This is a genomic window from Roseibium aquae, assembly GCF_008711285.1.
In the GTDB taxonomy this organism is placed as follows: Bacteria; Pseudomonadota; Alphaproteobacteria; order Rhizobiales; family Stappiaceae; genus Roseibium; species Roseibium aquae.
Genome location: NZ_VXDC01000002.1, coordinates 1 through 24,415, shown reverse-complemented (window position 1 = coordinate 24,415; position 24,415 = coordinate 1). Strand labels below are relative to the sequence as shown.

Genomic DNA, 24,415 nt, shown 5'->3' with positions numbered 1-24,415 from the left:
TCTGAAATCCCACCCGCGCCGATGACCGGCGCGCCCGCCGGGAGACTGTCGCATGGCCCTCAAGGTCGCGGTCCAAATGGACCACATTTCATCCATCAACATCGCCGGCGACAGCGCATTCGCGCTGATGCTCGAAGCGCAGGCCCGAGGGCATGCGCTGTTCCACTACACGCCGGACCGGCTGGCGATGAAGGGCAACGAGGTATTTGCCGCCCTCGAGCCGGTTGAGGTCCGCGATGAACCCGGCAATCATTTCAGTCTCGGTGAAAAACAGCGCACCAACATGGCGGAGATGGATGTGGTGCTCATGCGCCAGGACCCTCCGTTCGATCTGGCCTATATCGCGGCCACGCACATGCTGGACAAGATCCACCCGAAAACGCTGGTGGTGAATGACCCGGCCGAGGTGCGCAATGCCCCGGAAAAGCTGTTCGTGATGGAGTTCGCGGACCTGATGCCGCCGACGCTGATCACGCGGGACCGGGCGGAGATCGATCTGTTCCGCGCGGAGCATGGCGACATCGTCATGAAGCCGCTGTTTGGTCATGGGGGAGCGGCCGTGTTCCGCATGACCCATGACGATTTGAACTACGGATCCCTTTATGACTTTTTCGCCGCCACCTTCCGCGAGCCCTGGGTCATCCAGAAGTTCCTGCCGAACGTGAAGCATGGCGACAAGCGTATTCTGCTGGTCGATGGCGCGTTTGCAGGCGCCGTGAACCGGGTCCCGGCAAAAGGGGATCTGCGCTCCAACATGGTGCGCGGCGGCGCGCCGACCGACAGCGACCTGACGGAGCGCGAGCGCGAAATTTGCGCGCGTCTTGGTCCATCCTTGCGGGAAAAGGGCCTGATCCTGGTCGGAATCGATGTGATTGACGGAATGCTGACGGAAATTAATGTCACCGCGCCCACCGGCATCCGGGCGATCCGCAAACTCGGCGGCCCTGATGTGGCGGCCAGGGTGTGGGATGTGCTGGAAGCGAAGGTGCCTGCGAGCTGACGGCATCGCTTTCCGGCCAGAAAAAACCGCTGCCGGGGAGGGCAGCGGTTCAAGGTTGATCGGCTCAGGACAAAGGCGATCGTGCGGTGCGCGCCCTGCGTCCGCGCGAGGGAGGCGCGGGGCATATTTGCGCGGCCGGCTTTATTCAGCCGCTTCGGTCTTGATGACCCCACGGCGGATCTGGTCTTCCTCGATCGATTCGAACAGGGCGCGGAAGTTTCCTTCACCGAAGCCTTCGTCGCCTTTGCGCTGGATGAACTCGAAGAAGATCGGCCCGATGACGGTCTTTGAGAAGATTTGCAGCAGGATCTTCGTCATGCCGCCATTCACCACGCCTTCGCCGTCAATCAGAATGCCGTGCTTTTTCATCCGCTCGACTGGCTCGTCATGCCCTTGCACGCGCTCATGGGAGCGCTCGTAATAGGTTTCCGGCGGACCGGGCATGAACTTCAGCCCGTTTTCGGCCAGCTGGTCCGTGCAGTCGTAGATGTTATCGCAGCCTACGGCGATGTGCTGAATGCCTTCGCCCTTGTACTTCTTGAGGTATTCCTCGATCTGGCTGGTGTCGTCCTTGGATTCGTTGAGCGGTATCCGGATCTTGCCGCAAGGACTCGTGATCGCGCGGCTGACAAGCCCGGTGATCCGCCCGTCAATGTCGAAGAAATGGATCTGCTTGAAGCCGAACAGGTCGCGGTAGAAATCCCACCACTTGTCCATATTGCCCCGATAGACATTGTGGGTCAGGTGGTCGAGATAGTAGAAGCCGACCCCGGCCGGACGGGGGTCACGGGCATCAATCCAGTCGAACTCCGAAGCATAGGCCGAACCCTTGGCTCCGTAGGTCTCGACGAAATACAGCAACGAGCCACCGATGCCGACAATGGCCGGTACATCGAGCACCTTGTCATCGCCCTCGTAGGGCGTGGCACCTTTGGAAACGGCGTGGTTGAACGCATGCTCGGCATCGACCACGCGCCAGGCCATCGATGGGGCGCACGGACCATGCGCATCCACGAAACGCATGCCGTGCGATCCGGGTTCGGCATTCAGGACATAGGTGATGTCGCCCTGGCGGTAGAGGGTGATGTTCCGGGTCTTGTGCTTTGCGATCGGCACATATCCCATCTTGCGGAACAAGGCGTCGAGCTTTTCCGGTTCAGGATGGGCGAATTCGACGAACTCGAAGCCGTCCGTCCCGGCGGGGTTTTCCGCGGTAATGGTTGCCGGCGGTGCATCATGCGGGAACGGTCCCATTCAGTGGCCTCCTCTTGATCTCACATCCACGGAGCATGCCGGGAAATGGGCGCATGGTGTGTGCATACTGTGGGTTTATGCGTATATTGACGCGTCAATCGCGCAAGATTTGGAGGGTGTGTGCATGAAAATTGCGTTGGATAGCTTTGACTACAAGATTCTCGGCATATTGCAGGACAATGCGGCGCTGACGAACCAGGAGATATCCGAGCGGATCGGGTTGTCGGCAAGTCAGATCTCCCGGCGCCGGCAGAAGCTGGAGCAGGAGGGTGTCATCCGGCGCTACAGGGCGGATCTCAATCCGCAGGCCCTGGGCCTTTTGGTGACCGCTTATGTCGGGGTGACCCTGGGCGCGCACAGCCGCGAGAACGCCGCCAGATTCCGCACCATGGTGACCGCCATGCCGGAAGTGCAGGAAGCTCACACAATGACCGGGGATGTCGATTACATCCTCAAGATCGTGGTGCCGGATCTGCAGGCGCTCAGCCGCGTGATCAATGACGATCTTCTCCCGCAGGAGGCGGTGCAGAATGTCCGTTCCTCCATCGCCATGGAAACGCTGAAGGACGAGAACCGTTTGCCGCTGCGGTCAACCGCCTAGGCCGTGGTCCTATGCTTTGATCCAGAGCCCTGGCTAAGAAAACTTGCGACTTTTCCCGCTCCATCCCATGTATGAGAGCGGTAAAGGGCCCGTGATGGGCGGATAGGTTGGAGCCGGAACGCATGTTTGACGCAAAATCCCTGCTGGATCAGTTCATTGGAAGTCAGTCCGGTAAAATGCCGGGTCAGCCCGGGACACAGTCCCGTTCCGGTGGCGCCAACGACCTCCTGTCCCAGGGCAAGGATTTTCTGGGATCCCAGGGCGGTGGCCTTGCCCTTGGCGGCTTGGCAGGCTTGATGCTGGGTTCCAAATCCGGCCGGAAGATGGGCAAAAAGGCCGTGCAGTACGGCGGCATGGCGCTTGTCGCCGGGCTCGCCTACAAGGCTTATCAGGGCTACCGGGCCAATCAGCAGGGCGCGCAGCGCCCCAGCTATCCGCAGGACGAACCGATCCCGCTTGAAGCCCCGCGCGGCACCGCATTCGATCCGGCGCGTCAGCCGGGCGGGGAAAACCAGTTCGCGGTCACGCTGCTCACCGCCATGATCGCCGCCGCCAAGGCGGATGGGCATATCGACCGGGACGAACAGGATCGCATTTTCGCCAAGATCGACGAAGCCGGCCTGGGTGCCGAGGCCAAGGCGTTTTTGATGGATGAATTGCGGTCGCCGCTTGATCTCGACAAGATCGTCGGCAGCGCGACCTGCCCGGAGACGGCTGCCGAAATCTATGCAGCCTCGCGCCTTGCGATTGATCCGGACCACCCGGCCGAAAAGGCCTATCTGCAGATGCTTGCGGCACGGCTCGGTCTGGATGTCGATCTTGTGAACGAGATCGAGATGGCCGTGCGCGAGGCCGAAATGGCGGGATAGCGACAGCGCTCGCAAATCGGGTGTCGGCGCGGCCGGGACAGAGTGATGATGTGGATCTCTAATCACAAGGAGGTCCGCATGTCCTTCCAGGTATCCGCCCTTCCGGCCGGCGATTTCGCATATCTCGGCTACCTCTCGGACGAAGACCGCGCCGCGCAGGCGGTTCATGCTCTCATTTCGGATGGGGCCTGTCCTTGCCGGGTTAGCCTGGAGGATGCACCGGAAGGTGAGACGGTCTTTCTCGTCAATTATGAGCATCAGCCGGCTCATTCGCCCTATCGCTCACGCCATGCCGTGTTCGTCCGGGCGGGTGTGGAAACGGCAAAACCGGCCAGGAACACGATCCCTTTGATGCTTCAGACGAGATTGTTGTCTATTCGCGCCTTTGATGCCGCGGGCAATATCGTTGAGGCCGATGTCCTGCCCGGCACTGCTCTGGCCGAGTGCGCCATAGCCGTTCTGGAGAACGAAACCGTCGCCTATCTCCATGTGCACTTCGCCAAACCGGGCTGTTATGCCGCCCGGATCGACCGGGCGTGAAAGCGGTATTGGCATTCCCGCTGTGAGATGGCCTTGACCGGACGTGTCCGGCATGCCTCCATCCCAAAAACAACGGGAGGAACCATGCAGGATCTCGGGTCTTGGGACTATGTCATTGTCGGCGCGGGCTCGGCGGGGTGCGTTCTGGCGAACCGCTTGTCGGAAGACCCCGGCGTGAGGGTGCTTCTGTTAGAGGCGGGCAAGGATGACAATTACATCTGGATCCACATCCCGGTTGGGTATCTCTACTGCATGGGCAATCCCCGCACGGATTGGGGCTTCAAGACCGCGCCGGACCCGGGCCTGAACGGCCGGTCGCTGATGTATCCGCGCGGCAAGGTGCTCGGCGGCTGTTCATCGATCAACGGCATGATCTACATGCGCGGCCAGGCCCGAGACTATGACGGCTGGCGGCAGCTTGGATTGGCAGGTTGGGGATGGGACGACGTTCTTCCCTACTTCAAGAAATCCGAGGACCACTATGCCTGGGCGGATGATCTCCACGCCCAGGGCGGCGGCCTGCGCGTGGAGGAGCAGCGGCTGTCGTGGGAAATACTCGACGCCTTCCGGGAGGCCTGCGCGGAAGTGGGCATTCCGAAGACCCGGGACTTCAATGACGGTGACAATTTCGGCTCATCTTATTTCCAGGTGAACCAGCGTGCCGGCATCCGGTGGAACACGGCCAAGGGGTTCTTGAAACCGGCGCTCAAGCGGCCGAACCTCAAGGTGGTTACCGAAGCCCACGCCCAGCGCATCGTGATCGAGAACGGCCATGCGAGCGGCCTGGAGCTGACCATCAAGGGGCAACCGGCGCGGGCTTCAATCGAAGGCGAGTTGGTGTTGGCCGCCGGGGCGATCGGGTCGCCGCAGCTTCTGGAATTGTCCGGGATCGGCAATCCGGACGTCTTGCGCAAGGCCGGTGTCACACCACAAGTCACGGTGCCTGAAATCGGTGAAAACCTTCAGGACCATCTGCAGATCCGGACCATCTTCAAAGTGCGGAATGCAATGACGCTCAATCAAATGGCCGGTACCTGGTTCGGCAAGGCGAAAATTGGCTTGCGGTACATGCTTACCCGGTCCGGCCCCATGTCGATGGCTCCCAGCCAGCTTGGGGTGTTTGCCCGGACCGATCCGTCTTTCGAGACCGCCAATGTGGAATACCATGTTCAGCCCCTGTCGCTGGACAAGTTCGGTGATCCGCTCCACGATTTTCCCGCCATCACCGCAAGCGTTTGCAATCTGCGGCCGGAAAGTCGCGGCCATTGCCACATCACGTCGCCAGCCGCGACCGATCACCCGACGATCCTGCCCAATTATCTTGCGACCGAAGGCGACCGGAAGGTCGCGGCCGATTCGATCCGCCTGACCCGCCGGATCATGGAGGCCGAAGCGCTCAAGACGCATGCGCCGGAGGAGTATCTGCCCGGTTCTGAACTGACATCCGATGGAGACCTGGCCCGCGCCGCCGGTGACATCGGAACCACGATCTTCCATCCCGTCGGGACCTGCCGCATGGGCGTGGACGATGCGTCCGTGGTGGACGGGCGGTTGCGCCTGAGAGCATTTGAAGGCATCCGGGTGGTGGACGCCTCGGTCATGCCGGCCATCACGTCCGGCAACACGAACGCGCCCACCATCATGATCGCGGAAAAAGGCGCCGACATGATCCGGGAAGACCGCAGGAGGCGCCGGGCCGCAGCATAGAGCTTGGGCGTTAAAGGGGCCGAAAGAAAGCGGCGATAAGCTTGCCGCTCAGCTTTCTGCGCAACTGCCGATCCGGACCTTGTTCATGAAAACCTTTTATCCTGCTGTCCTGATGCTGGGCCTTTTTGGTGCCCCAGCTTTTGCGCAGGCCACATGCGAGCCGGGCGAGACCGTTATCAAGTTCAGTCACGTCGTGGCGGCGGAAGGCCACCCGAAGGGCGAGATGGCGACGGCGCTCGCAGCCCGGGTGAACCGGGAGATGGACGGTACAGCGTGTATGCTGGTCTTCCCGATGTCGGAGCTTTATGACGACAACGACGTGATGGAAGCCATTCTCTTGGGCGACGTGCATCTCGCGGCCCCGTCCGTGTCGAAACTGGAGAACTATACGTTCCAGTATCGGGTGTTCGACCTTCCGTTCCTGTTCGACGACATGGATGCCGTGCAGCGATTCGTCGGCGGACCAATGGGGCAGGATCTTCTGGACGCCATGTCGGATTATGGTTTTGCCGGCCTTGGATACCTCTTCAATGGATTGAAGCAGTTCTCGGCCAGCCGGCCGTTGCTGGTGCCCGGCGATGCCGAAGGACTGACGTTTCGTGTTCAAGCTTCGGATGTGGCGACCTCCATGGTTGAAGCACTTGCGGCAAGGGCGCGGCAACTGCCCTTCGAAGAGGTGCGGGCTGCGCTCCAGAAGGGCCTCGTTGACGGGCAGGAAAACACTTGGTCGAACATTTACACAGCTGGTTTTTATGAATTCCAAGAGGAAGTGACCGCGACCAATCACCAGTTGCTGGTCTATCTGGTTGTCACATCGAAGGAATGGCTCGACAGTCTGGACAGCGATGTGCGGCTCCAATTTCTGTCCATTCTCGGGGAGGTGATCGAAGCCGCGAACATGCGTGCCGATGGCATCAATCAAGCCAGCCGGCAACGCATCGTCGAGGCCGGGGGAACGGTCCGGGAGCTTACTGGAGATCAACGCCGGCAATGGCGCTCCGTCATGGCCCCGGTCTGGGACGAGTACGAAACCATGATCGGCGTTGATCTGATCGATGCGGCCATAGCCGCGAACGACTAGATGTGACCAATTCCTGGTCAGGTTGAAGCGGTGCGCTCCAATCGGGTCAGGAAATACTTTCGTTTCCAGTCATGCCGCTGGCGCGTGTCCCGTTCCGATCATTGCCGCACGGGCTGGGGCCGGCATAGAGGGACTTCGGCCGGATCAGTTTGCCCTCGGCCTGTTGCTCGGCCGCGTGCGCGCACCAGCCGGCAACGCGCCCCATGGCGAAAACCGGCGTGAAAAGAGTGCGCTCGAGCCCAATGCCGTCCAGCAGAATCGCCGTGTAGAACTCGACATTTGTCTCCAGTGGCCGGTCGGGTTTCCGGTTCCTGAGCGCCGCCAGCGCGGCCGTTTCCACAACCTCCGCCAACGCCAGCCGCTCGGTTTTCGGCAACCGGCGCACTCCTTCCTTGAGAACATCCGCGCGCGGATCCCGTGCCCGGTAGATCCGGTGGCCGAACCCCATCAGCCTGTGGCCAGCCGCAAGCTCGGCCTCGATCCATTGCTTCGGGTGGCCGGATGTTCCGATCGCGTCGAGCATGTCCAGGACAGGACCGGGCGCTCCGCCGTGAAGCGGTCCCTTGAGGGCGGCAAGCCCCCCGATCACCGCGTCCTGAAAACCGGCCTGCGTCGAGGCAATGACACGGGCGGCAAAAGTGGACGCGTTCAAACCGTGGTCGATGATCGTCACCAGGTAGCGGTTCAGGGCCTCAACTTTCCACATTGGCGGGGTCGTACCGTCCAGCATGCGCAGGAAATCGTGAGCCGATCCGAGTCCCGGGTCGGGCGGGATCGGCTGTTGCCCCTCGGCAAGCCGCGCCGCGGCCGCGACAAGAACCGGAAAGGCCGCGGTCATGGCAATGGCTGGATGGAGGACGTCCGGCACTTGAATGCCAGCCAGTCCGGTCTGGAGCAAAAGGATGGGGCTGCGGCTCCGCAAAGCGGCCATCGCTGGAATGGCGGTCCATGCGGCCTGCCGGGCGGCCGCCAGATCCCGAAACAGCGTGGGGCCCGCCGGAAGCGCGGTTTCCTTCCACAGATGGCGCACGCCCTCCTCGAAGGACACGAAACCGGCAAGATCCTCGATCGCGCGGCCTGCGAGAATGAGATGTCCTTCCTTGCCCCGGACCTCCGAGAGGCGGGTCGTGGCCACGATGATGCCGTCAAGGCCGGGCGATGCGGGCGTCTCCGTGTTGAGAGCGTGGCTGTGATGGGTCATGGATTGTCTCCTTGAATGCGTGGAACGATGGACCATCGGCATCCGGCTCTTGAAAAATCAATATTGATAAATACAATCAAGTAATGAATAAGCCTGTCTATCTGTCCGCGCGCGAAGCCGCCGTCGAACTTGGCGTTCAGCCGGCGACGCTCTACGCGTATGTCAGCCGCGGCCTGATCAAGTCCGTTCCGGGGCCGGGCAAGCAGCGGCGCTATGACGCGTCCGATGTCCGGCGTCTTGTGGCCCGCAAGGAGGAAGACCGACCGGAGAGCGGCACGCCGGGCGTCGCACCGGGTGTGATTACGTACCTCACCTTTATCTCCGAGGCGGATGGCCCGTTCTATCGTGGCCGCTCAGCGGCGAAGCTGGCCCGCTCTTCCTCGCTCGAAACCGTTGCCACCCTGCTGTGGGGGGGCGAAGCAGACGACCCGTTTGCCAGCCCGCCGCCGGTCGCCTTGCAGGGTCTGCCAAGCGGGCTGTCCCCACTGGACAGCCTGACAATGGCACTCGCCGCTTGGCCGCTGCAGGATCGCGCGGCCTACACCCTGTCGCCAAAACTCTTGCGCGAGAAAGGGGCCGCGTTGCTGCGGTATATGGTATCCGCGCTTCTGAGATCGGCGCCTGGGGATGCTCCGATCCATGCGCAGGTGTTGAAGGCGTGGAACATACCCCCGTCTGGAGCGGATGTGATCCGTGCGGCGCTTGTCCTGACGGCCGACCACGAGTTGAACACGAGCGCGTTTGCGGTCCGGTGCGCGGCGTCAACACGCGCGCCCCTGCATGCCGCGCTTCTGGCCGGCTTGGGTACCTTTTCCGGTCCGCGCCACGGTGCGGCAGCTGATCGCGTGACGGCGTGGTTGAGCCAGGTCCAATCCGGAACGGATCTTGGCACCGTGCTGGAGGGCCGGTTGGCCCGAGGCGAGGATCTTCCGGGGTTCGGGCACCGGATTTATCCGGCCCGGGACCCGCGCGCCGATTGCCTTCTGCAGATCCTGAGGGCAACGGTACCCGAGGACGGTCTGGTTCAGCGGATACCGGATATTCTCGATCTTGCAGAAGCGCTCTTTGGCCTTGCGCCGAACATAGATTTTGCCCTGGCCGTCACCGAACGGTCCCTCGGTCTGCCTCAGCATGCGGCCAAAACAGTGTTCTGCATGGGCCGGACCGTTGGCTGGATCGCCCATGCCCTTGAACAGTATCAGGACTCCGAGCTCATCCGGCCCCGGGCAACCTATCTGGGTGACCGGCCGAGGTGACGGGCCGCTGCCGGATCCAGACACCCGATTGGCAATAATTGCTTCTATTGTGTTTCCGGCCCATGATCAGCCGTCGCCATGGCTCCGTTTGCGGCCTTCAAGAAATGGGTCGAACTCCAAAAAACCCTTGGAGCGGTCGAAGCATCCGAAGGTGCCGGAATCCAGAATGTCCTCCGCCGCATCGACAAAGGCGCCATAGGCCACACGGGCCAGTCCCGAGCCGATCGAGATCCGGCTGACGCCCAATTCACGCAGTTCCTTGCGGGTAAGATGAAAGGATTTGCGCCCCGCCAGAATGTTCAAGGGTTTGTCGACCGCTGACAGCACGGCGGTAATGTGTTCTGGCCGCGTCAGGTCGGGTGCATAGACGCAATCCGCGCCGGCATTCGCAAATGCCTTCAACCGGTCTATCGTGGCGGTCAGTGCGGGCTCGCTGTCAATCGGGGCCTCGCTTCGGGCGGTCAGCACAAAATTCGGAGCCAACCGGTTTTTGAGACTGGCGGCGGACTTGATCCGGTCCACGGCAAGATCGAGCGGATAGTAGGAACCGGGATAGCCCGGCCCGAAATCCTCGATCGAGCATCCGGCCAGACCAATCTCTATGGCACCCTTGATCGTTTCGGCAACATCTTCGGGTGTGTCGCCATAGCCGTTCTCGAAATCGCCGTTCACTGGCAAAGTGGTCGCCTCGACGATGCCCTGTGCATGGGCAAGAGCCATGTTCCGGTCGATGAGGCCCTCAGCGTCCTTCAGGCCGAGTGTGAAGGCGTGCCCCGCGCTGGTGGTCGCCAAAGCCTCGAAGCGCAATCCCTCCAGAATCCGGGTCGTTCCCCGGTCGTAGGGATTGGGCATTACGAAAGCGTCCCGCTTGCCATGAAGCTCTCGAAACCGTTCCCGCCGTGCTTCTATGGTTGCCATCAGACATCTCCCAATCCGGTCAACTGGATCAGCGGGCGTTCAATCGGAACCGATATCACGCCCTACGCTGATCGTTTCGTGAGTGGCTGCGCATCTTTGAGCGGTTCAAACAAAATGCCCGGTGCGCCATGTCCGGCCAAGGGTATCAGCCGCATGGAAAAAAACCGACCCGAAACCTGGATCCTCCGTATTTGTGCGGAACACGCCGTCGATTTGCCAAAACCACGGGCCGTAAACAAGAAAGACCTGCGCCGGTGGGCGCAGGCCACTCATTGTCCGGGTCCAAAAGGTTCGGATCAGACGATGCTGCCCAGTTTCATGGCGACGCTCATGTCCCCGTCGACCTTCATTTTACCGCCCATGAAGGCCGCTGTCGGGTTCAGGTCACCGGATAGGAGCTCCGCTAGATCCTCTGATGAGATGCTGATCGTGCAGTCCGCATCCTTGTCCTCGTTCGACACATCGGAGCCTTGAAGGAAGATTGTGCCTGCATCCCCGAGGTCGAATTTCACGCTTTCTTCGATTCCGCCGCTCGCAACCTTGTCGCGGACGCTATCTGTAAGCTGTGCAAGGGACATCGTGTTTCCTCCTGTTGGCGCGGCCGGGCCGCTTTCCAGGTTGTTGAACCATGCCCTTTACGTAATCGTCAAGAACTTTCAGCCCGTCTTTGAGGAATCAATGATTGTGCCTGGGAAGGCCCTTGGTGCGGGCGATGTCGCGATAGTAGGCTGCTGGTTTCAGCACCATTCCCTGATCGAACTGATCGACCATCGCACGCTGGATTTCCTGCCAGGGGGTCTGGCTGGCGGCAATGCCGAACCCTCCCTGCTTCTCGAGCGCCTCCCGGCGGGCTGCAAGGTCCGCCTCGGAAATCAGGATATTGGCCGTGCATTTGCGAAGATCGACCCGGATCCGGTCCCCGGTCCGAACGAGCGCGAGCCCACCCATGGCGGCCGCTTCGGGCGCGGCGTTCAGGATGGAAGGTGAGCCGGATGTCCCGGATTGCCGGCCGTCGCCGATGCATGGCAGCTCCGTAATCCCTTTCTGGATCAGGGCGCTGGGCGGTTGCATGTTGACCACTTCCGCGCCGCCGGGATAGCCGAGAGGGCCGGCTCCCCGCACGATCAGGATGCAGGTTTCATCGATGTCCAATTGCGGGTCGTCGATCCGGGCGTGATAGTCTTCCGGTCCCTCGAACACGATGGCGCGGCCCTCGAACGCGTCCGGGTCGTTCGGATTGGACAAGTATCGATTCCGGAATTGGTCCGAGATGACGCTGGTCTTCATGATCGCGCTATCGAAGAGATTGCCCTTCAGGTTGAGAAAACCGGCATTGGCCATCATGGGGGCATGGAAGGGCTTGATCACATCCGGCAATGCGGTCTCAACGCCCTGACAGGCCGCACCGATCGTTGTTCCTGCGACCGTGCGGGCGTCCGGATGAGGGAGCTTGCCGTTGCGGAGCAGCTCGCCAATCACGGCGGGGACGCCGCCGGCATGGAAGTAGTCTTCCCCCAGATAGGTCCCGGCCGGTTGGAGATTCACCAGTAGAGGTATCTCGAGCCCAAGCCGTTGCCAATCGTCGTTGTCGAGCGGGATGCCAAGGTGCCGGGCAATGGCATTGAGGTGAATCGGCGCATTCGTGGACCCGCCAATGGCGGAGTTCACCACGATGGCGTTTTCGAAAGCCTCCCGGGTCATGATATCCGAAGGCTTGGTATCCTCATGAACCAGACCAACGATGCGCCGGCCGGTTTCATAGGCAATCTGGCTGCGTTCACGATAGGGCGCAGGGATGGCGGCGGAACCGGGAAGCTGCATGCCGAGGGCTTCGGCAAGAGAATTCATGGTGGTGGCCGTGCCCATGGTGTTGCAATACCCGACCGATGGCGCGGACGAGGCGACGAGATCCATAAAGCCTTCGTAGTCGATCTCCCCGGCGGCCAGCATCTTGCGGGCCTTCCAGATAATGGTGCCCGAACCCGTCCGTTCACCCTTGTACCAGCCATTCAGCATGGGGCCGACCGACAGGGCGATTGCCGGAATATTGACTGTCGCGGCGGCCATCAGACAGGCCGGCGTGGTCTTGTCGCAGCCGATCGTCAAGACGACCCCATCGATCGGATAGCCATAGAGCAGTTCGACCAGCCCGAGATAGGCAAGGTTCCGGTCCAGCGCGGCGGTCGGCCGCTTGCCGGTCTCCTGTATGGGATGAACGGGAAACTCGAAGCAAATCCCGCCCGCTTCCCGGATCCCCTCGCGGACGCGCTTCGCAAGCTCAAGATGATGGCGGTTGCAGGGGGACAAATCCGAACCGGTCTGCGCGATCCCGATGATCGGTTTGCCGGATTGCAGCTCCTCACGGGTCAGTCCGTAGTTCAGATAGCGTTCGATATAAAGCGCCGTCATGCCGGGGTCGTCCGGGTTGTCGAACCAGGCGGCGGAACGGAGGCTGGACCCTTTTTTAACGGTCATTGAGGTTTGCTTTCTCTTGGACAGCGTGAACGTCTTGGCCATCGGGATTTTTCGGCCCGCACTATAGGGTCGATATGTGGCGTGGCGCCACCCGGCTTCAAAGGCTTTTCCGCAAGACCTGCGGGCCTTGCAACTCCTGACGGCGGCCCTTAGACAAAACCGGGTAGTTTCGATCCTGAGAGAGGGTTCATGACGGTTTTGATCACCGGTGGCGCCGGCTATATCGGGAGCCACTGCGCCGTTTCGTTCATTGAAGCCGGATTGGATATTGTCCTTATCGACAATTTCTCAAATTCTCGCCCCGTTTCGATTGACCGGATTGAAACAATCACCGGCCGACAGGTGGCGTTTCGAGAGGTCGACCTGCGCGACGAGGCGGCGCTGGAGGCGGTGCTCCGGGAATTTGAGTGCACAAGCGTCGTCCATTTTGGCGGACTGAAGGCTGTTGGCGAATCCGTCTCCAATCCGCTGGCCTATTACGACAACAATGTCGTTGGCACCCACCGTTTGCTGTCGGCCATGGCGGCTTGCAACGTCCGGAAGCTGATTTTCTCGTCATCAGCGACCGTTTACGGAGATCCCCAGTTTCTGCCCCTCACGGAAGACCACCCCACGGGACCCGTCAATCCTTACGGACGGACGAAGCTCATGGTGGAGGACATGCTGCGTGACCTTGCCGGCAGCAATCCGGATTGGCGGATCGCCATCTTGCGGTATTTCAACCCGGTTGGCGCTCACCACAGCGGCTTGATCGGTGAGGACCCGCTCGGAATTCCCAATAACCTGATGCCGTTTATCTCTCAGGTCGCCAGCGGACGGCGTGACAAGCTCTCGGTGTTCGGGAACGATTATGACACTGACGATGGAACGGGCGTGCGCGACTACATCCACGTTCTGGATCTGGTGGAGGGCCATTTGCGGGCCCACGACGCCCTGGACCGCCATTCCCAAGCCGGGGCGGCGTTGACCGTCAACCTGGGGACCGGTGAAGGCTATAGTGTCCTGCAAATGGTTCGCGCCTTCGAGCGGTGCTCGAACCGCGAGATCCCATTTGAGGTCGTTGAGCGGCGGCCGGGCGATGTGGCCGCGTGCTACGCCGAGACATCGCATGCCAAGGCGGCCCTCGGCTGGACAGCCGAGCGGGGGCTGGAAGAGATGTGCAAGGACACCTGGAATTTCGTTTGCAAGAACCCGTTGGGTTACGCCGCCGAGTAATCGGGGTGGCCGGTTGCATGGTGATCGAGTGATGGCGCGGCGGCTGGCGCCGGCATTCCTCAGTCTGGACGCTTGCGCACCAGGCGCAGCATGAACTGATTGTCCGGGCGCACATTGACTTCCACCTTGTCCGCCGCGCCCCAGGCAATGCTTTGCTGGTGCAGCGGAAGATAGGCGATGTCCGCGGTCGCGATTGTATAGGCCTGGTTGATCAAGCGCTCCCGTTCTACCAGATCCGTGGCAACCAGGATCTGATCGATCAACGCGTCCAGTACCGGGTTGCAATATCCGCCCAGGTTGAACACGCCGCCCGAGCCATCGTCGCTCCGGCACCGGAAGAGGTTGTCGAGCAGGCTCCAGCTTTCCAGCGATGCCGGGATCCAGCCAAGCAGGTAGAAGGACGTGTCGTATCCGCCTGTCGGCATGACTTTTGAGAAGAACTGGGCTTTGGGCAGTATGTTCAGGTTCACGGTGACACCGATCTGGGCAAGAAAACCCGCAACCGCCTGGCAGATCGCCTCATCATTGATGTACCGGTCGTTGGGGCAATCCAATGTCACGGATAAACCGTCCGCATATCCTGCCTCCGCCAGCAAGGCCCGTGCGGCTTCTGGATCGTATGGGTAGCGTTCAAAGCTGGCGGCGCCGGGATAGAGGTACGGTGAAATCAGAAGGGAAGCCGGGGTCGAAAGACCGCGCATGATCTTCTCGCGGATCGCTTCAATGTTGATTGCCTGGTAGAACGCCTTGCGAACCCTGACATCTTTGAATGGATTTTTGCCCCTGACGTTGGAATACAGCAGTTCCTCTCGCCTCTGGTCCATTCCCAGAAACAGCGTCCGAAGAGACGGCGCGGTCAATATCCGCGTGCGGGCATTCGCCTCCACGCGCTGCATGTCCTGGACCGGTATCGGATAAGCCACATCGAGCGCACCGGACAGGAGGGCGGCCACGCGTGTCGCATCGGAGGCGACGGGTGTAAATTCGGCCCGCGTCAGATTGTGCCGGGCCTCATCCCACCATCCCTCGAAAGGTTCGAAAACGGTTTTCAGGTCGGTTTGATGGGTCGTGATCCGAAACGGACCGGTTCCGTTGGCATGGTGCGCCGCGTGATTCTGATTGCTGTTGGCAGCCGTGTTGACCGGCACAGCCTCGTGCGCCTCGGTCCACTCCTTGTCCATGATGTACCAACTGTCCCAGCCATAGTGCAGAATGGCATTCGGCGTTGGTAGAACGAAGTCGACAGTGTGCCGGTCGACAATCTCGATCTTCAGGCCAGGCTGGATACGGGTACGAAGATCGGAACCGGCGCTCGTCACGCGCTGGAAGGAAAAGGCGACATCATCGGCGGTGAAGCTGTTTCCATTGTGAAACTTGACGTCCTGCCTCAGGTGAAACCGCCATCGTGTCGGTTCCAGGATTTCCCACCTGTGGGCCAGGGCAGGCTCGATCTCCATGTCCGGGCCCAAACGGGTCAGGCCTTCGTAGACATTTCCGAGCATGGTCAGGGTGAAGGTTTCGTTCAGGCTGTAGGGATCCAAGCCCCCAAGGCCGCCTTGATAGGCGAATTTCAACGTTTCTCCTCTGGCCGCCGATCCAGCCAAAGCCAGAAAGACAATGGCGGCGACCGCCCTTGCACCAAACCCCATGGACACCTTCTTTCCGCGAATGGTCTTGGGTGAGCATATCACGAATCGATGACGCATCGAGACATGGCTGTATTGGTTGCGCCGACATCCGGACCCGGCCCGATTGGATCCTTGCCATTGCCGGCCATTGCCGCGCGTGCGCGCAGATCATTTTGGAAACGATGGGTCCTTTTGCCCCACAGACCTGTCATTTCACGGGCGCGCCGTCCATGACCGCAGCCAGTGTTCTGACGTCGCGAACGGCAAAGACCTTCAAGGGTTCGGATTTGCCGCGCAGGACGATTTCATCCGAACAGGCCCCTGCCAGGGCGCAGCCGGCGAGGTCAAGGACCGCCGCGGAGACACACAATTCGGTGCCCAGTCGTTTGTTTTCCGCTTCCAGGCGGCTGGCAGTGTTCACCACATCGCCCAATGCGGTGATCGGTGTGCTGGTTGATCCGGTCTCGCCTGCCGATCCGATCCGGCCCAGAATGGCAGGCCCGGCATGCAGGCCTATGCCGATCCGCAATGGATTGGAGAACTGCGGTCCGCGATCCCGGTTGAGATCGGCGATCACGTCGCCCGTTTGCCGGCAGGCTGCGAGCGCAGCACGTGCCGCTTCCGGTAAGGCTGTATCCATCCCGAAAATGGCCATCACGCCGTCACCAACAAACTTGTCGACATGGCCACCTTCGGCCCTGATCGCGGATGAGACCGCGTCAAGATACCGGTTCAACAGATGCACGATGTCGTAGGAGAGGTGGTTTTCGGTAAGGGATGTGAAATCCCGCAGATCGACGAACATGACAAGCACGTGTCGTTCCACACCCCAGTGATAGGCATCGGTTGGCGGACGGGACGCAAACACGGTGTTGCCGGCGGGAACGAGCGGCTCGATCCTGATGTCCGATGTCGGGCGAAGCTGGCAGGCCAGGCGGACATCTTCGTCGGCTGAAATCCGGGTTAGGACCGTCGTCTCGGCGGCTCCCATCTCGGGCAGGTGTTCTTGCGCGGACAGGATACGGATACGGCAGGTGGAGCATCGGGCGCGCCCGCCGCAGACGGCCATATGCGGTACCCCGTTCATTCTGCTGATTTCGAGAATGGAAGCCCCCGGTGCCGCACGGACCTGCCGGTTGCCGGGATAGGTCACGGTGATCTTTGGACTTAGCCCATGGAGCAGGATCCGAAATAGAACAATCGCGATGCTGAGAATGACAAAGGCGAAAATGATCGCGCGGATCTGGTCGGTCAGGGTGTAGACCCAATCCAGATGGGTCTGCGTCACCTTCAACTGATAGGTCGTGTCAAGCGCGTGGCGCCTTGCACCTTCAATCCATCCCCAAAGCGCGAGCAAAGGAAAAACGACGGCAAATGCGGCCAGTCCGGGAAAAAGCCGGCGATAGAGCGGATAGGTGCGCAGCCAGAAATGCAAACCGATCATCGCATGCACCCAGACAACGACCAGCAGAACAGATTGCGTCAGGGCGCCGCCTGGCCAAAGCAGGGTGAGCATCTGTGGATAGGTGGGGATGACCCCAAAGGCGTTTTTCAGACCAAGCGTCGCAATAACGTGTGGTGTCAGCGTCCAGGGGATGTAAAGGCCCAAGACGAGCTGCACGAATTCCCCTGCCGGCATTTTCAAGGTGCGCCGCCGGGATGTCTTCCATAGGGCAAGGACAACGTGAACAAGAGCGGAGAGTGCCAGAAGGCCGACTGCGAAAGGGCTGCCCCACAGCGCATAGTGCCAGTGAGACGCCTTGTCCATGGCCTCAACCGAGACGATCCCGAGTACGTGATTGGAGAAATGGGACAGGCAGAATGCGAGCATCACCAACCCGCTCCAAAGCCGCAGCCGGTTGCGCCACCCGCCGAAGGAGACCGGCCCGCGCCTGCCGGTCTGCCGGCGCGCGGTCTTTGCCTGTCCGGATCCGGTATCGCTCATGGTCGTCTTGCCCCGTCCAGCCCGATTTTGCCGTCCTCCAGACAGACTTATCCCAGCCGCGGCATCCAGGACAGTGGATGATGCCGGAAAACCGGTGTGAAAAAGATCTTGCCCGCGGCGGAGCCTTGCCAGCGCGACACTGCCGGCGGCATGGTGCGGGCCATCATTCGGTGCTGCAGGGAAGGAGTTTCATGAAAGTCTTTGGGATAAAAAACTGCGATAGTGTCAAGAAGGCCAGAAAATTCCTCGAGGAAGCCGGCGTCGGCTACACCTTTCACGATTACAAGAAGGACGGTCTCGACACCGCAAAATTGAAAGCGTTCCTCGATGAATTCGGCTGGGAGCAGGTGCTGAACAAAAAGGGCACGACCTGGCGGAAGCTGGACGAGGCGACCAGGGACAGCGTCACGGACGCCGCGAGCGCCCTGGTGGTTCTCCAGGACAATCCGTCCATGATCAAGCGTCCGATCGTCGAGGGAAAAACGAAAAATTTCATCGGCTTCGATCCGGTTGCCTGGGAAGCGGCCCTGGAACTGGGCGAACTCGCCTGACCGTTTGGCCTACCAGGTGCGGCGCGGGCCGGTGTCGATGTGATAGAAGCCTGAATTGTAATACTTGTATCCTCCGACCTCGGGCTGCGCCTTCAAGAAGGCAATGACGGACGCCGGATTGCCGCCGACCGAAAAATCCACCGCCTGACAGTTCAGGTGGTAGGAATTGCTGGCCCCGCCTTTCCACCAGTTCTCAAGCCACCAGCGTTTGGTGGAGTGCACCGTCACCTTGCCATACCGCTTGGCGACCCGGTTCAGGACCTTCTTCAACTTGCGTGGCACGCACCATTCCGTGTCGTTGTAGCTGATGGCCTGGTGTGATCCGGTCGCCCATCCAAGTCCCGTGACACCGGCCACGGTGCCACAGCCTGCCAATGCCGGCATGGTGAGAAGCAAAACAATGATGACTGGCGTTCGGCTGCGCATGATAATCGGCCCGCAATGTCGTCCCCCTTCCCAACCCTGCGCCGGTTTCGTTAAAATTGTCATGAAAAACAGGGTTAATCCTTCATTCTGTCCGGCGGCCTTTGTGTCACGGGCGTTAACAAATGTGATGGATTGGCGGTCGGATTGTTTCAGAAGTTGCTTTCCGCACGGACAGCATTCCGTTAGGCCTCGGGCGTCCCGACCCTGCAAATGACAACCATCAAGAAAAGCTATGACCCACGTCTTTCCGCGCCACACAAAAGCCAATCCGCCGGTCGCCGCTTATGGGGACGGGTGTTATATCGTCGACACCAACGGGAAACGCTATTTTGACGGTTCCGGCGGCGCGGCGGTGTCCTGTTTGGGGCATAGCGACCCCGAGGTAACCGCCGCCATCAAGGCCCAGGTGGAAAAGATCGCGTTCGCCCATACCGGTTTTTTTACCTCCGAACCGGCCGAGGAACTGGCAGACCTGTTGATTGAACGGGCCCCGCCGGGTCTGGACCGCGTATATTTCGTTTCCGGTGGGTCGGAGGCAATGGAGGCGGCCCTCAAGCTGGCCCGGCAGTATTTTCTGGAAAAGGGCGAGACCAGCCGGCATAGGGTCATTGCCCGCCGGCAGAGCTATCACGGTAATACGCTGGGCGCCCTTGCGACAGGCGGCAACCAGTGGCGCCGCGAACCGTTCTCGCCGCTGATGATTGAAACGTCCCACATCGCGCCCTGCTATGAGTATCGCGGCCGCTTGGCTGGCGAGACTGCGTTCGAATACGGCCAGCGGGTGGCTGATGAACTGGAAACCGAAATCCAGCGGCTTGGATCCGAAAACGTCATGGCTTTCGTCGCCGAGCCGGTGGTCGGGGCGACCGCCGGGGCGGTGCCGCCGGTAGAGGGATATTTCAAGCGGATCCGGGAGATCTGCGACAACCATGGAATCCTGCTGATCCTGGATGAAGTCATGTGTGGCATGGGCCGCACGGGGACATTGTATGCCTGCGAGCAGGACGGCGTGACGGCCGACATCCTGTGTATTGCAAAGGGCCTGGGGGCCGGATACCAGCCGATTGGTGCGATGCTGTGTTCTGCGGTCATCTACGAAGCGGTCGAGCAGGGGTCGGGGTTCTTCCAGCATGGCCATACCTATATCGGTCACCCAACCGCCTGTGCGGCGGCTTTGGCTGTCCTGAGAAAGCTCACCGGCGGCCTTGTGGACCGGGTCAATCCGCTCGGCGATGCGCTCCACGCAGCGCTGACGGACGCTTTCGGTCAGCACCCGAATGTCGGCGACATTCGGGGGCGCGGCTTGTTCCGGGCCATTGAGATTGTTGAGGACCGCGCGGCCAAGACCCCGTTCGATCCCAAACGGGGGATCAACAAGGCCTTGAAAAAGGCTGCCTTCGACGAGGGGCTTGCCTGCTATCCCATGGGCGGGACCATCGATGGTGTTCATGGAGATCATGTCCTGCTCGCGCCTCCCTTCATCATGAGCGAGGATCAGATCGGCGAAGTCACCGGCAAGCTGGCCCGCGCGTTCAAGACGGTGTTGTGAGCCCATGGCCCAGACCGTGACTCCGGAGCTGCCCCTGATCATGGTGGCGCCCAACGGCGGGCGCCGAACCAAGGCCGACCATCCCGCATTGCCCGTGACCGTCGGGGAAACGGTGGCCGCGGCGAAGGCCTGTCATGCGGCCGGCGCGGGGGCCCTTCATGCGCATGTGCGCGATCAGGCAGGCCAGCACATTCTCGATGCCGGGCTTTATCGTGACCTTCTGTCGCAAATGGATGCGGAAGTGCCGCAAATGCTGGTCCAAATCACCACGGAAGCTGTTGGAAGATACAGTCCGAGTGAGCAGCGCGCCCTTGTGCGTGACGTGCGGCCGAAGGCGGTCTCCGTTGCCGTTCGGGAGATGATCCCGGACGTTTCGGAGATTGAGGAAGCGTCCGCATTTTACGCCTGGGCCCAGGAACAAGGCATCGCCGTGCAACACATACTGTACGCACCGGAAGACGTCCGGCGTTTTCATGATCTCAACCATGCAGGCGTCATTCCCGGCAAGGCCCCTCAGCTTCTGTTCGTTCTGGGGCGTTACGCCGAAGGTCAGCAGAGCGCCCCGGCGGATCTGGATCCTTTCCTCGAAGCGATGGAAAGGGGCCGGGGATCGACGCGTCCGGACTGGGCCGTTTGCGCATTCGGAAAACGGGAGACGGATTGTCTTGCCTATGCCGTTGCGTGCGGGGGCAAGGTCCGGATCGGGTTTGAAAACGGTCTGTGGAACAGGGACGGGGCACTTGCGCGGGACAATGCCGACCGGGTTCGCGATCTCAGGTCCGCACTCTCGGGTACCCTCGGTTGACCGCCGCCGCTCAAAGCCATCACCAAATCGCCCGCACGTGCTGAAAGCCCGCATGCGCTTGAAGGAAGACCGACCGACATGACCAACAACCGTTTTGTTCTGACCCTGTCCTGCGACGACCGCCCCGGAATTGTCGCGGCCGTGACAACGGAGCTCGCAGATCTGGGGGCCAACATTGCCGAAAGCGACCAGTTCTGGGATCAGGTCACCAACAAGTTCTTCATGCGCATCGCCATCTTGGCACCGGAGGGCGTGACGCGCGAGCAGGTGCAACGCGCCATCGATCCGGCCATCGCCCGGTTCGATTTGAAAACTACGCTGAAAGACCAGGCCATCCGACCCAAAATCATCATCATGGTCTCAAAGTTCGACCATGCCATGCTGCATCTGCTGTATCAGATCAGGGTCGGCTGGCTGGATGCCGAGGTCGCGGCGATCGTGTCCAATCATGAAGACAGCCGGCGGACAGCGGAAATTGAAGGTATTCCGTTTTATCATCTTCCGGTGACCAAGGAGACGAAGTCTGAGCAGGAGGAAAAGCTGCTCAGGCTGGTTCAGGAAACCGGCGCTGATCTTGTCGTTCTTGCCCGCTATATGCAGGTCCTGTCCGACAGCTTGTCCAAGCGCCTGTTCGGCAAGGTCATCAACATCCATCACTCGTTTTTACCGAGCTTCAAGGGCGCCAAGCCTTACCACCAGGCTCACCAGCGCGGTGTGAAGATGATCGGGGCGACCGGCCACTACGTCACGCCCGATCTCGACGAGGGCCCGATCATCGAGCAAGACGCTGAACGGGTCAGCCACGCATTGTCGGCGGAAGATTTCGTCGCGCGGGGGCGGGATATCGAATCGCGGGTTCTGGCCCGGGCGGTGAAGTATCATCTGGAAAACCGGGTGATGATCGTCGGCAACAAGACGATCGTGTTTACCCCGTAACAGGGCGGCCCAGAGCTCTGCCCCGGTCGCGGTGGCGCCGATGCGGGCCCCACAGGACCCTGCCCAAAGGACCCTGAATGTGTCTTTGCGGCCCGCCCGCGGGGGCGCCGGGCGGAGATGGCGAAGGCCTGCCCGCGGCGCCGTCCCTTTGACACCGGCCGGATTCCAACACATAAGCTGCTGCACTCTTTGCCCCGGGTCTGATGGAACTGGCGTGCGGGCCGAATGCTAGACGGTTGGATGAGGATGGCCCTTTGGACAAAAGGACGGGCGGCGGCCCGCGAATGCGGATTGGACCCTTTCCGCAGCACCTATGCGGTGCTTGAAGGGGCAAGCCTCGAGCTGAACGGCCAGCCTGTTCTTAAGGACATCACGGTCAGCTTGAAAGAACGCCGGATTGGTCTTGTCGGCTTGAACGGATCGGGAAAAAGCAGCTTCGTGCGGCTGCTGAACGCTTTGAGGCTGCCGACATCGGGGGTTGTGCGCATCTTTGGCCAGCCGACGCCGGACTGCGCGGCCGATCTTCCCAAACATGTCGGCTTTGTGTTCCAAAATCCCGATCATCAGGCGATCTTCCCCACGGTCGAGGAAGAAATCGCTTTCGGCCTGACGCAGCTCGGCCGGGACAGGAAATCGGCCCGCGAAGAGGCGCGGGCGTTTCTCGCCCGCCATGGCTGCGCCGGTCTGGTGGAGCGTCCGATATCGACCCTGTCAGAGGGCCAGAAACAGCTCATTTGCATTCTGGCGGTTCTGGTCATGGAACCGCAAGTCTTGATCCTCGATGAGCCGTTCACAAGCCTGGACGGACTGACAGCCTTGCGCCTCTCGCAGAAGATCGCCGGCCTGCCGCAGAAAATCGTCATGGTCAGCCATGACCTGACCACTCTGGCCGCCTTTGACCGGATCCTGTGGTTGGAGGAGGGGCAAGTGCGGATGGATGGGGTGCCCGGTGATGTGCTGCCCGCCTATGCGGCCGATCTGGAACGCCGGGCGGCCACGGAAAGCTGGACCGGGAGCAGTCTGTGATTGCCACCTACATTCCCGGCGCTTCCTGGCTCCACCGGTGCCCGGCCGGATTGAAACTGATCGCGCTTCTCGTGGTGAGCATTGTAGTGTTCCCGCTCACCAATCTCTGGATGTTGACGATTGGCCTTATCGGGGTGGCTGCATGTTACGCTCCTTTTGGCCGGGACGCTTTTGTGCAGTTCAAGCGGTTGAAGCCGATTGCTCTCATGCTGGCATTCCTCTTCGGGTTCCACATCTATCTTGGGACCTGGACCGAAGGCCTGGCGGTCCTCATCCGGATTGTGACCCTTGTCCTGATGGCGAACCTGGTGTCGCTGACGACCCGCCTCGACGACATGATTGCCGCCGTCGAGCCCCTCTTCCGGCCATTGAAGCTGTTCGGGGTGCCGCCCCAGCGCCCTGCACTTGCGATCGCGCTCGTTCTCCGGTTTGTCCCGGTCCTTATGTCGATCCATGAGGGTCTGGCTGAATCCTATCAGGCCAGAAGCGGCCGGCGGCGCAGCTGGCGCCTCATTGCTCCCCTTGCGCTTCAGGCTCTTGCCATCTCCGATCATGTGGCCGAGAGTCTCGCCGCCCGCGGCGGCTCAAGCGGCTTGGCGGACACCAGAATGAGACGATGATCCGCACATGAGATGCGGTGTGAAAAAGGAAGACAGATGCTCCAGCAAGACCGATCCCTGGTCCATATCGCCTTTTACGCGGCGCTGATTGCCGCCCTTGGCCTCGTTCCGCCCTTTTCCATTCCGTTTCTGGCGGGGGTTCCGATCACGGCCCAAAGCCTCGGGGTCATGCTTGCCGGCGTGATGCTGGGCCCGGTCCGCGGGGCACTTGCCGTCTTGCTCCTGTTGTTTCTGGTCGCCCTTGGCGCGCCGCTTCTGGCAGGTGGACGCGGGGGCTTCGGCGTGTTTTTCGGGCCAACCGTCGGCTTCCTGATCGGCTGGCCGATCGGAGCGTTCGTGGCAGGCCTCGTGATGCAGTCCTTGAGCTTTACGAAGGTGTTCGTGTCTGCGGCAGTGGCCGGGGTGGTTGGAGGCATCGGCGTTGTCTATGCCTGCGGTATCGCGGGGCTTGCGGTGATCGCCGACCTGCCCGTCCTGCAGGCGGCGATGGGCAGCGCCATCTATATCCCCGGCGACCTGATCAAGGTGGCGGTCACCGCGGTGGTGGCCGAGACCGTTTATCGAGGCTTGCCTGGGGCGCTGTTGTCGCGGGGCTGAGGGAACCGGATCTGGCAGGAAAGGCGGCATTCGTGCCGTCTTTTTTGTTTGCCGGGTTTGGTGTCGGGGAGCCGGGGTATTTGTTTAAGAAAATGATTTGTTTATTTATTTTTGTTTTCCCGTGTTGTTCACAGGGTTTGGATTGTTTGGTTTGGTTTGGATTTGTTTTTTTTGAAATTAGGTGTTGACCGTTGGTTTGGGTGGGCCTATAACCC

At 60.9% G+C, this 24,415-nt stretch carries 23 protein-coding genes; 15 read left to right on the top strand and 8 right to left on the bottom strand.

Translation table 11 applies throughout. The features are described from left to right. Positions 1-52 precede the first annotated feature (52 nt). Positions 53-1,000 (top strand): glutathione synthase, encoded by a 948-nt coding sequence (gene gshB, locus F0184_RS03760; RefSeq protein ID WP_150494720.1) that lies wholly within the window; start codon positions 53-55, stop codon positions 998-1,000. A 141-nt stretch (positions 1,001-1,141) separates the two neighbouring features. Here gshB and hppD read toward each other — a convergent pair whose 3' ends face one another. After that, positions 1,142-2,254 (bottom strand): 4-hydroxyphenylpyruvate dioxygenase, encoded by a 1,113-nt coding sequence (gene hppD, locus F0184_RS03755; protein WP_150494718.1) that lies wholly within the window; start codon positions 2,252-2,254, stop codon positions 1,142-1,144. A gap of 124 nt (positions 2,255-2,378) precedes the next feature. Between hppD and F0184_RS03750 the strand changes: the two genes are divergently transcribed. The 5 genes from F0184_RS03750 (at position 2,379) to F0184_RS03730 (ending at position 7,052) form a co-directional block, all read left to right on the top strand. Then, positions 2,379-2,855 (top strand): Lrp/AsnC family transcriptional regulator, encoded by a 477-nt coding sequence (locus F0184_RS03750; RefSeq protein WP_150494716.1) that lies wholly within the window; start codon positions 2,379-2,381, stop codon positions 2,853-2,855. A 122-nt stretch (positions 2,856-2,977) separates the two neighbouring features. Beyond that, complete coding sequence (locus F0184_RS03745; RefSeq protein ID WP_150494714.1) at positions 2,978-3,724, top strand: tellurite resistance TerB family protein; 747 nt, start codon at positions 2,978-2,980, stop codon at positions 3,722-3,724. Positions 3,725-3,802: 78 nt separating this feature from the next. Then, positions 3,803-4,264: a DUF1203 domain-containing protein gene (locus tag F0184_RS03740; protein WP_150494712.1), complete on the top strand. Its 462-nt coding sequence runs from the start codon at positions 3,803-3,805 to the stop codon at positions 4,262-4,264. A gap of 84 nt (positions 4,265-4,348) precedes the next feature. Then, positions 4,349-5,971, top strand: a complete 1,623-nt coding sequence (locus tag F0184_RS03735) for a GMC family oxidoreductase (RefSeq protein WP_150494710.1) — start codon at positions 4,349-4,351, stop codon at positions 5,969-5,971. 85 nt (positions 5,972-6,056) lie between these two features. Continuing rightward, positions 6,057-7,052: a DctP family TRAP transporter solute-binding subunit gene (locus tag F0184_RS03730; protein WP_150494708.1), complete on the top strand. Its 996-nt coding sequence runs from the start codon at positions 6,057-6,059 to the stop codon at positions 7,050-7,052. A gap of 46 nt (positions 7,053-7,098) precedes the next feature. Here the strand turns inward: F0184_RS03730 and F0184_RS03725 are convergent, their stop codons facing one another. Further along, positions 7,099-8,253: a citrate synthase gene (locus F0184_RS03725; RefSeq protein ID WP_150494706.1), complete on the bottom strand. Its 1,155-nt coding sequence runs from the start codon at positions 8,251-8,253 to the stop codon at positions 7,099-7,101. A gap of 83 nt (positions 8,254-8,336) precedes the next feature. Between F0184_RS03725 and F0184_RS03720 the strand changes: the two genes are divergently transcribed. Further along, positions 8,337-9,509 carry a citrate/2-methylcitrate synthase gene (locus tag F0184_RS03720; protein ID WP_150494704.1) on the top strand — a complete coding sequence of 391 codons (1,173 nt, stop codon included), beginning with the start codon at positions 8,337-8,339 and terminating at the stop codon, positions 9,507-9,509. Positions 9,510-9,575: 66 nt separating this feature from the next. Here F0184_RS03720 and F0184_RS03715 read toward each other — a convergent pair whose 3' ends face one another. The 3 genes from F0184_RS03715 to F0184_RS03705 form a co-directional block, all read right to left on the bottom strand. Continuing rightward, positions 9,576-10,427, bottom strand: a complete 852-nt coding sequence (locus F0184_RS03715; protein WP_150494702.1) for an isocitrate lyase/PEP mutase family protein — start codon at positions 10,425-10,427, stop codon at positions 9,576-9,578. 296 nt (positions 10,428-10,723) lie between these two features. Continuing rightward, complete coding sequence (locus F0184_RS03710; RefSeq protein WP_150494700.1) at positions 10,724-11,005, bottom strand: SCP2 sterol-binding domain-containing protein; 282 nt, start codon at positions 11,003-11,005, stop codon at positions 10,724-10,726. A gap of 97 nt (positions 11,006-11,102) precedes the next feature. Next, positions 11,103-12,902 carry an IlvD/Edd family dehydratase gene (locus tag F0184_RS03705; protein ID WP_150494698.1) on the bottom strand — a complete coding sequence of 600 codons (1,800 nt, stop codon included), beginning with the start codon at positions 12,900-12,902 and terminating at the stop codon, positions 11,103-11,105. A 189-nt stretch (positions 12,903-13,091) separates the two neighbouring features. On the opposite strand from F0184_RS03705, the gene galE reads away from it, so the two are divergent. Then, on the top strand, positions 13,092-14,117 hold the full coding sequence (gene galE / locus F0184_RS03700) for a UDP-glucose 4-epimerase GalE (protein ID WP_150494696.1): 1,026 nt from the start codon (positions 13,092-13,094) through the stop codon (positions 14,115-14,117). Positions 14,118-14,176: 59 nt separating this feature from the next. On the opposite strand, the gene F0184_RS03695 is transcribed toward galE, so the two are convergent. Together F0184_RS03695 and F0184_RS03690 are read right to left on the bottom strand one after the other, a co-directional pair. Further along, positions 14,177-15,766 carry an ABC transporter substrate-binding protein gene (locus F0184_RS03695; RefSeq protein WP_150494694.1) on the bottom strand — a complete coding sequence of 530 codons (1,590 nt, stop codon included), beginning with the start codon at positions 15,764-15,766 and terminating at the stop codon, positions 14,177-14,179. Positions 15,767-15,953: 187 nt separating this feature from the next. Further along, positions 15,954-17,690 carry an adenylate/guanylate cyclase domain-containing protein gene (locus tag F0184_RS03690; protein ID WP_150494692.1) on the bottom strand — a complete coding sequence of 579 codons (1,737 nt, stop codon included), beginning with the start codon at positions 17,688-17,690 and terminating at the stop codon, positions 15,954-15,956. Positions 17,691-17,881: 191 nt separating this feature from the next. Here F0184_RS03690 and F0184_RS03685 point away from each other — a divergent pair, with 191 nt between their 5' ends. Continuing rightward, entirely contained in the window at positions 17,882-18,241 is a 360-nt protein-coding gene (locus F0184_RS03685) for an ArsC family reductase (RefSeq protein WP_150494689.1), read from the top strand. A gap of 9 nt (positions 18,242-18,250) precedes the next feature. Here the strand turns inward: F0184_RS03685 and F0184_RS03680 are convergent, their stop codons facing one another. Beyond that, the gene (locus tag F0184_RS03680) at positions 18,251-18,667 is read right to left on the bottom strand and encodes a YcbK family protein (RefSeq protein WP_150494687.1); all 417 of its coding nucleotides are present in this window, start codon (positions 18,665-18,667) and stop codon (positions 18,251-18,253) included. A gap of 232 nt (positions 18,668-18,899) precedes the next feature. On the opposite strand from F0184_RS03680, the gene F0184_RS03675 reads away from it, so the two are divergent. The 6 genes from F0184_RS03675 to F0184_RS03650 all read left to right on the top strand — a co-directional run bounded on the left by F0184_RS03675 (position 18,900) and on the right by F0184_RS03650 (position 24,200). Beyond that, positions 18,900-20,216, top strand: a complete 1,317-nt coding sequence (locus tag F0184_RS03675) for an aspartate aminotransferase family protein (protein WP_150494685.1) — start codon at positions 18,900-18,902, stop codon at positions 20,214-20,216. Positions 20,217-20,220: 4 nt separating this feature from the next. Further along, positions 20,221-21,021, top strand: coding sequence for a beta-keto acid cleavage family enzyme (locus tag F0184_RS03670; RefSeq protein ID WP_208998309.1), 801 nt, complete (start codon positions 20,221-20,223; stop codon positions 21,019-21,021). Between the two features lie 78 nt (positions 21,022-21,099). Next, positions 21,100-21,957, top strand: a complete 858-nt coding sequence (purU, locus tag F0184_RS03665) for a formyltetrahydrofolate deformylase (RefSeq protein WP_150494682.1) — start codon at positions 21,100-21,102, stop codon at positions 21,955-21,957. A 246-nt stretch (positions 21,958-22,203) separates the two neighbouring features. Then, entirely contained in the window at positions 22,204-22,983 is a 780-nt protein-coding gene (locus F0184_RS03660; protein WP_150494680.1) for an energy-coupling factor ABC transporter ATP-binding protein, read from the top strand. Next, positions 22,980-23,603 carry an energy-coupling factor transporter transmembrane component T family protein gene (locus tag F0184_RS03655; RefSeq protein ID WP_150494678.1) on the top strand — a complete coding sequence of 208 codons (624 nt, stop codon included), beginning with the start codon at positions 22,980-22,982 and terminating at the stop codon, positions 23,601-23,603. The genes F0184_RS03660 and F0184_RS03655 overlap by 4 nt, the downstream gene beginning before the upstream one ends. Positions 23,604-23,639: 36 nt before the next feature. Beyond that, a complete protein-coding gene (locus F0184_RS03650) occupies positions 23,640-24,200 on the top strand; it encodes a biotin transporter BioY (RefSeq protein WP_150494675.1) in 561 nt (186 codons plus the stop codon). The last annotated feature ends 215 nt before the right edge of the window (positions 24,201-24,415 follow it).

Bases quoted from the DNA above. Each gene is read 5' to 3' on its own strand.
- gshB (WP_150494720.1), top strand. From the start codon at position 53: ATGGCCCTCAAGGTCGCGGTCCAAATGGACCACATTTCATCCATCAAC.
- hppD (WP_150494718.1), bottom strand. From the start codon at position 2,254: ATGGGACCGTTCCCGCATGATGCACCGCCGGCAACCATTACCGCGGAA.
- F0184_RS03750 (WP_150494716.1), top strand. From the start codon at position 2,379: ATGAAAATTGCGTTGGATAGCTTTGACTACAAGATTCTCGGCATATTG.
- F0184_RS03745 (WP_150494714.1), top strand. From the start codon at position 2,978: ATGTTTGACGCAAAATCCCTGCTGGATCAGTTCATTGGAAGTCAGTCC.
- F0184_RS03740 (WP_150494712.1), top strand. From the start codon at position 3,803: ATGTCCTTCCAGGTATCCGCCCTTCCGGCCGGCGATTTCGCATATCTC.
- F0184_RS03735 (WP_150494710.1), top strand. From the start codon at position 4,349: ATGCAGGATCTCGGGTCTTGGGACTATGTCATTGTCGGCGCGGGCTCG.
- F0184_RS03730 (WP_150494708.1), top strand. From the start codon at position 6,057: ATGAAAACCTTTTATCCTGCTGTCCTGATGCTGGGCCTTTTTGGTGCC.
- F0184_RS03725 (WP_150494706.1), bottom strand. From the start codon at position 8,253: ATGACCCATCACAGCCACGCTCTCAACACGGAGACGCCCGCATCGCCC.
- F0184_RS03720 (WP_150494704.1), top strand. From the start codon at position 8,337: ATGAATAAGCCTGTCTATCTGTCCGCGCGCGAAGCCGCCGTCGAACTT.
- F0184_RS03715 (WP_150494702.1), bottom strand. From the start codon at position 10,427: ATGGCAACCATAGAAGCACGGCGGGAACGGTTTCGAGAGCTTCATGGC.
- F0184_RS03710 (WP_150494700.1), bottom strand. From the start codon at position 11,005: ATGTCCCTTGCACAGCTTACAGATAGCGTCCGCGACAAGGTTGCGAGC.
- F0184_RS03705 (WP_150494698.1), bottom strand. From the start codon at position 12,902: ATGACCGTTAAAAAAGGGTCCAGCCTCCGTTCCGCCGCCTGGTTCGAC.
- galE (WP_150494696.1), top strand. From the start codon at position 13,092: ATGACGGTTTTGATCACCGGTGGCGCCGGCTATATCGGGAGCCACTGC.
- F0184_RS03695 (WP_150494694.1), bottom strand. From the start codon at position 15,766: ATGGGGTTTGGTGCAAGGGCGGTCGCCGCCATTGTCTTTCTGGCTTTG.
- F0184_RS03690 (WP_150494692.1), bottom strand. From the start codon at position 17,690: ATGAGCGATACCGGATCCGGACAGGCAAAGACCGCGCGCCGGCAGACC.
- F0184_RS03685 (WP_150494689.1), top strand. From the start codon at position 17,882: ATGAAAGTCTTTGGGATAAAAAACTGCGATAGTGTCAAGAAGGCCAGA.
- F0184_RS03680 (WP_150494687.1), bottom strand. From the start codon at position 18,667: ATGCGCAGCCGAACGCCAGTCATCATTGTTTTGCTTCTCACCATGCCG.
- F0184_RS03675 (WP_150494685.1), top strand. From the start codon at position 18,900: ATGACCCACGTCTTTCCGCGCCACACAAAAGCCAATCCGCCGGTCGCC.
- F0184_RS03670 (WP_208998309.1), top strand. From the start codon at position 20,221: ATGGCCCAGACCGTGACTCCGGAGCTGCCCCTGATCATGGTGGCGCCC.
- purU (WP_150494682.1), top strand. From the start codon at position 21,100: ATGACCAACAACCGTTTTGTTCTGACCCTGTCCTGCGACGACCGCCCC.
- F0184_RS03660 (WP_150494680.1), top strand. From the start codon at position 22,204: ATGGCCCTTTGGACAAAAGGACGGGCGGCGGCCCGCGAATGCGGATTG.
- F0184_RS03650 (WP_150494675.1), top strand. From the start codon at position 23,640: ATGCTCCAGCAAGACCGATCCCTGGTCCATATCGCCTTTTACGCGGCG.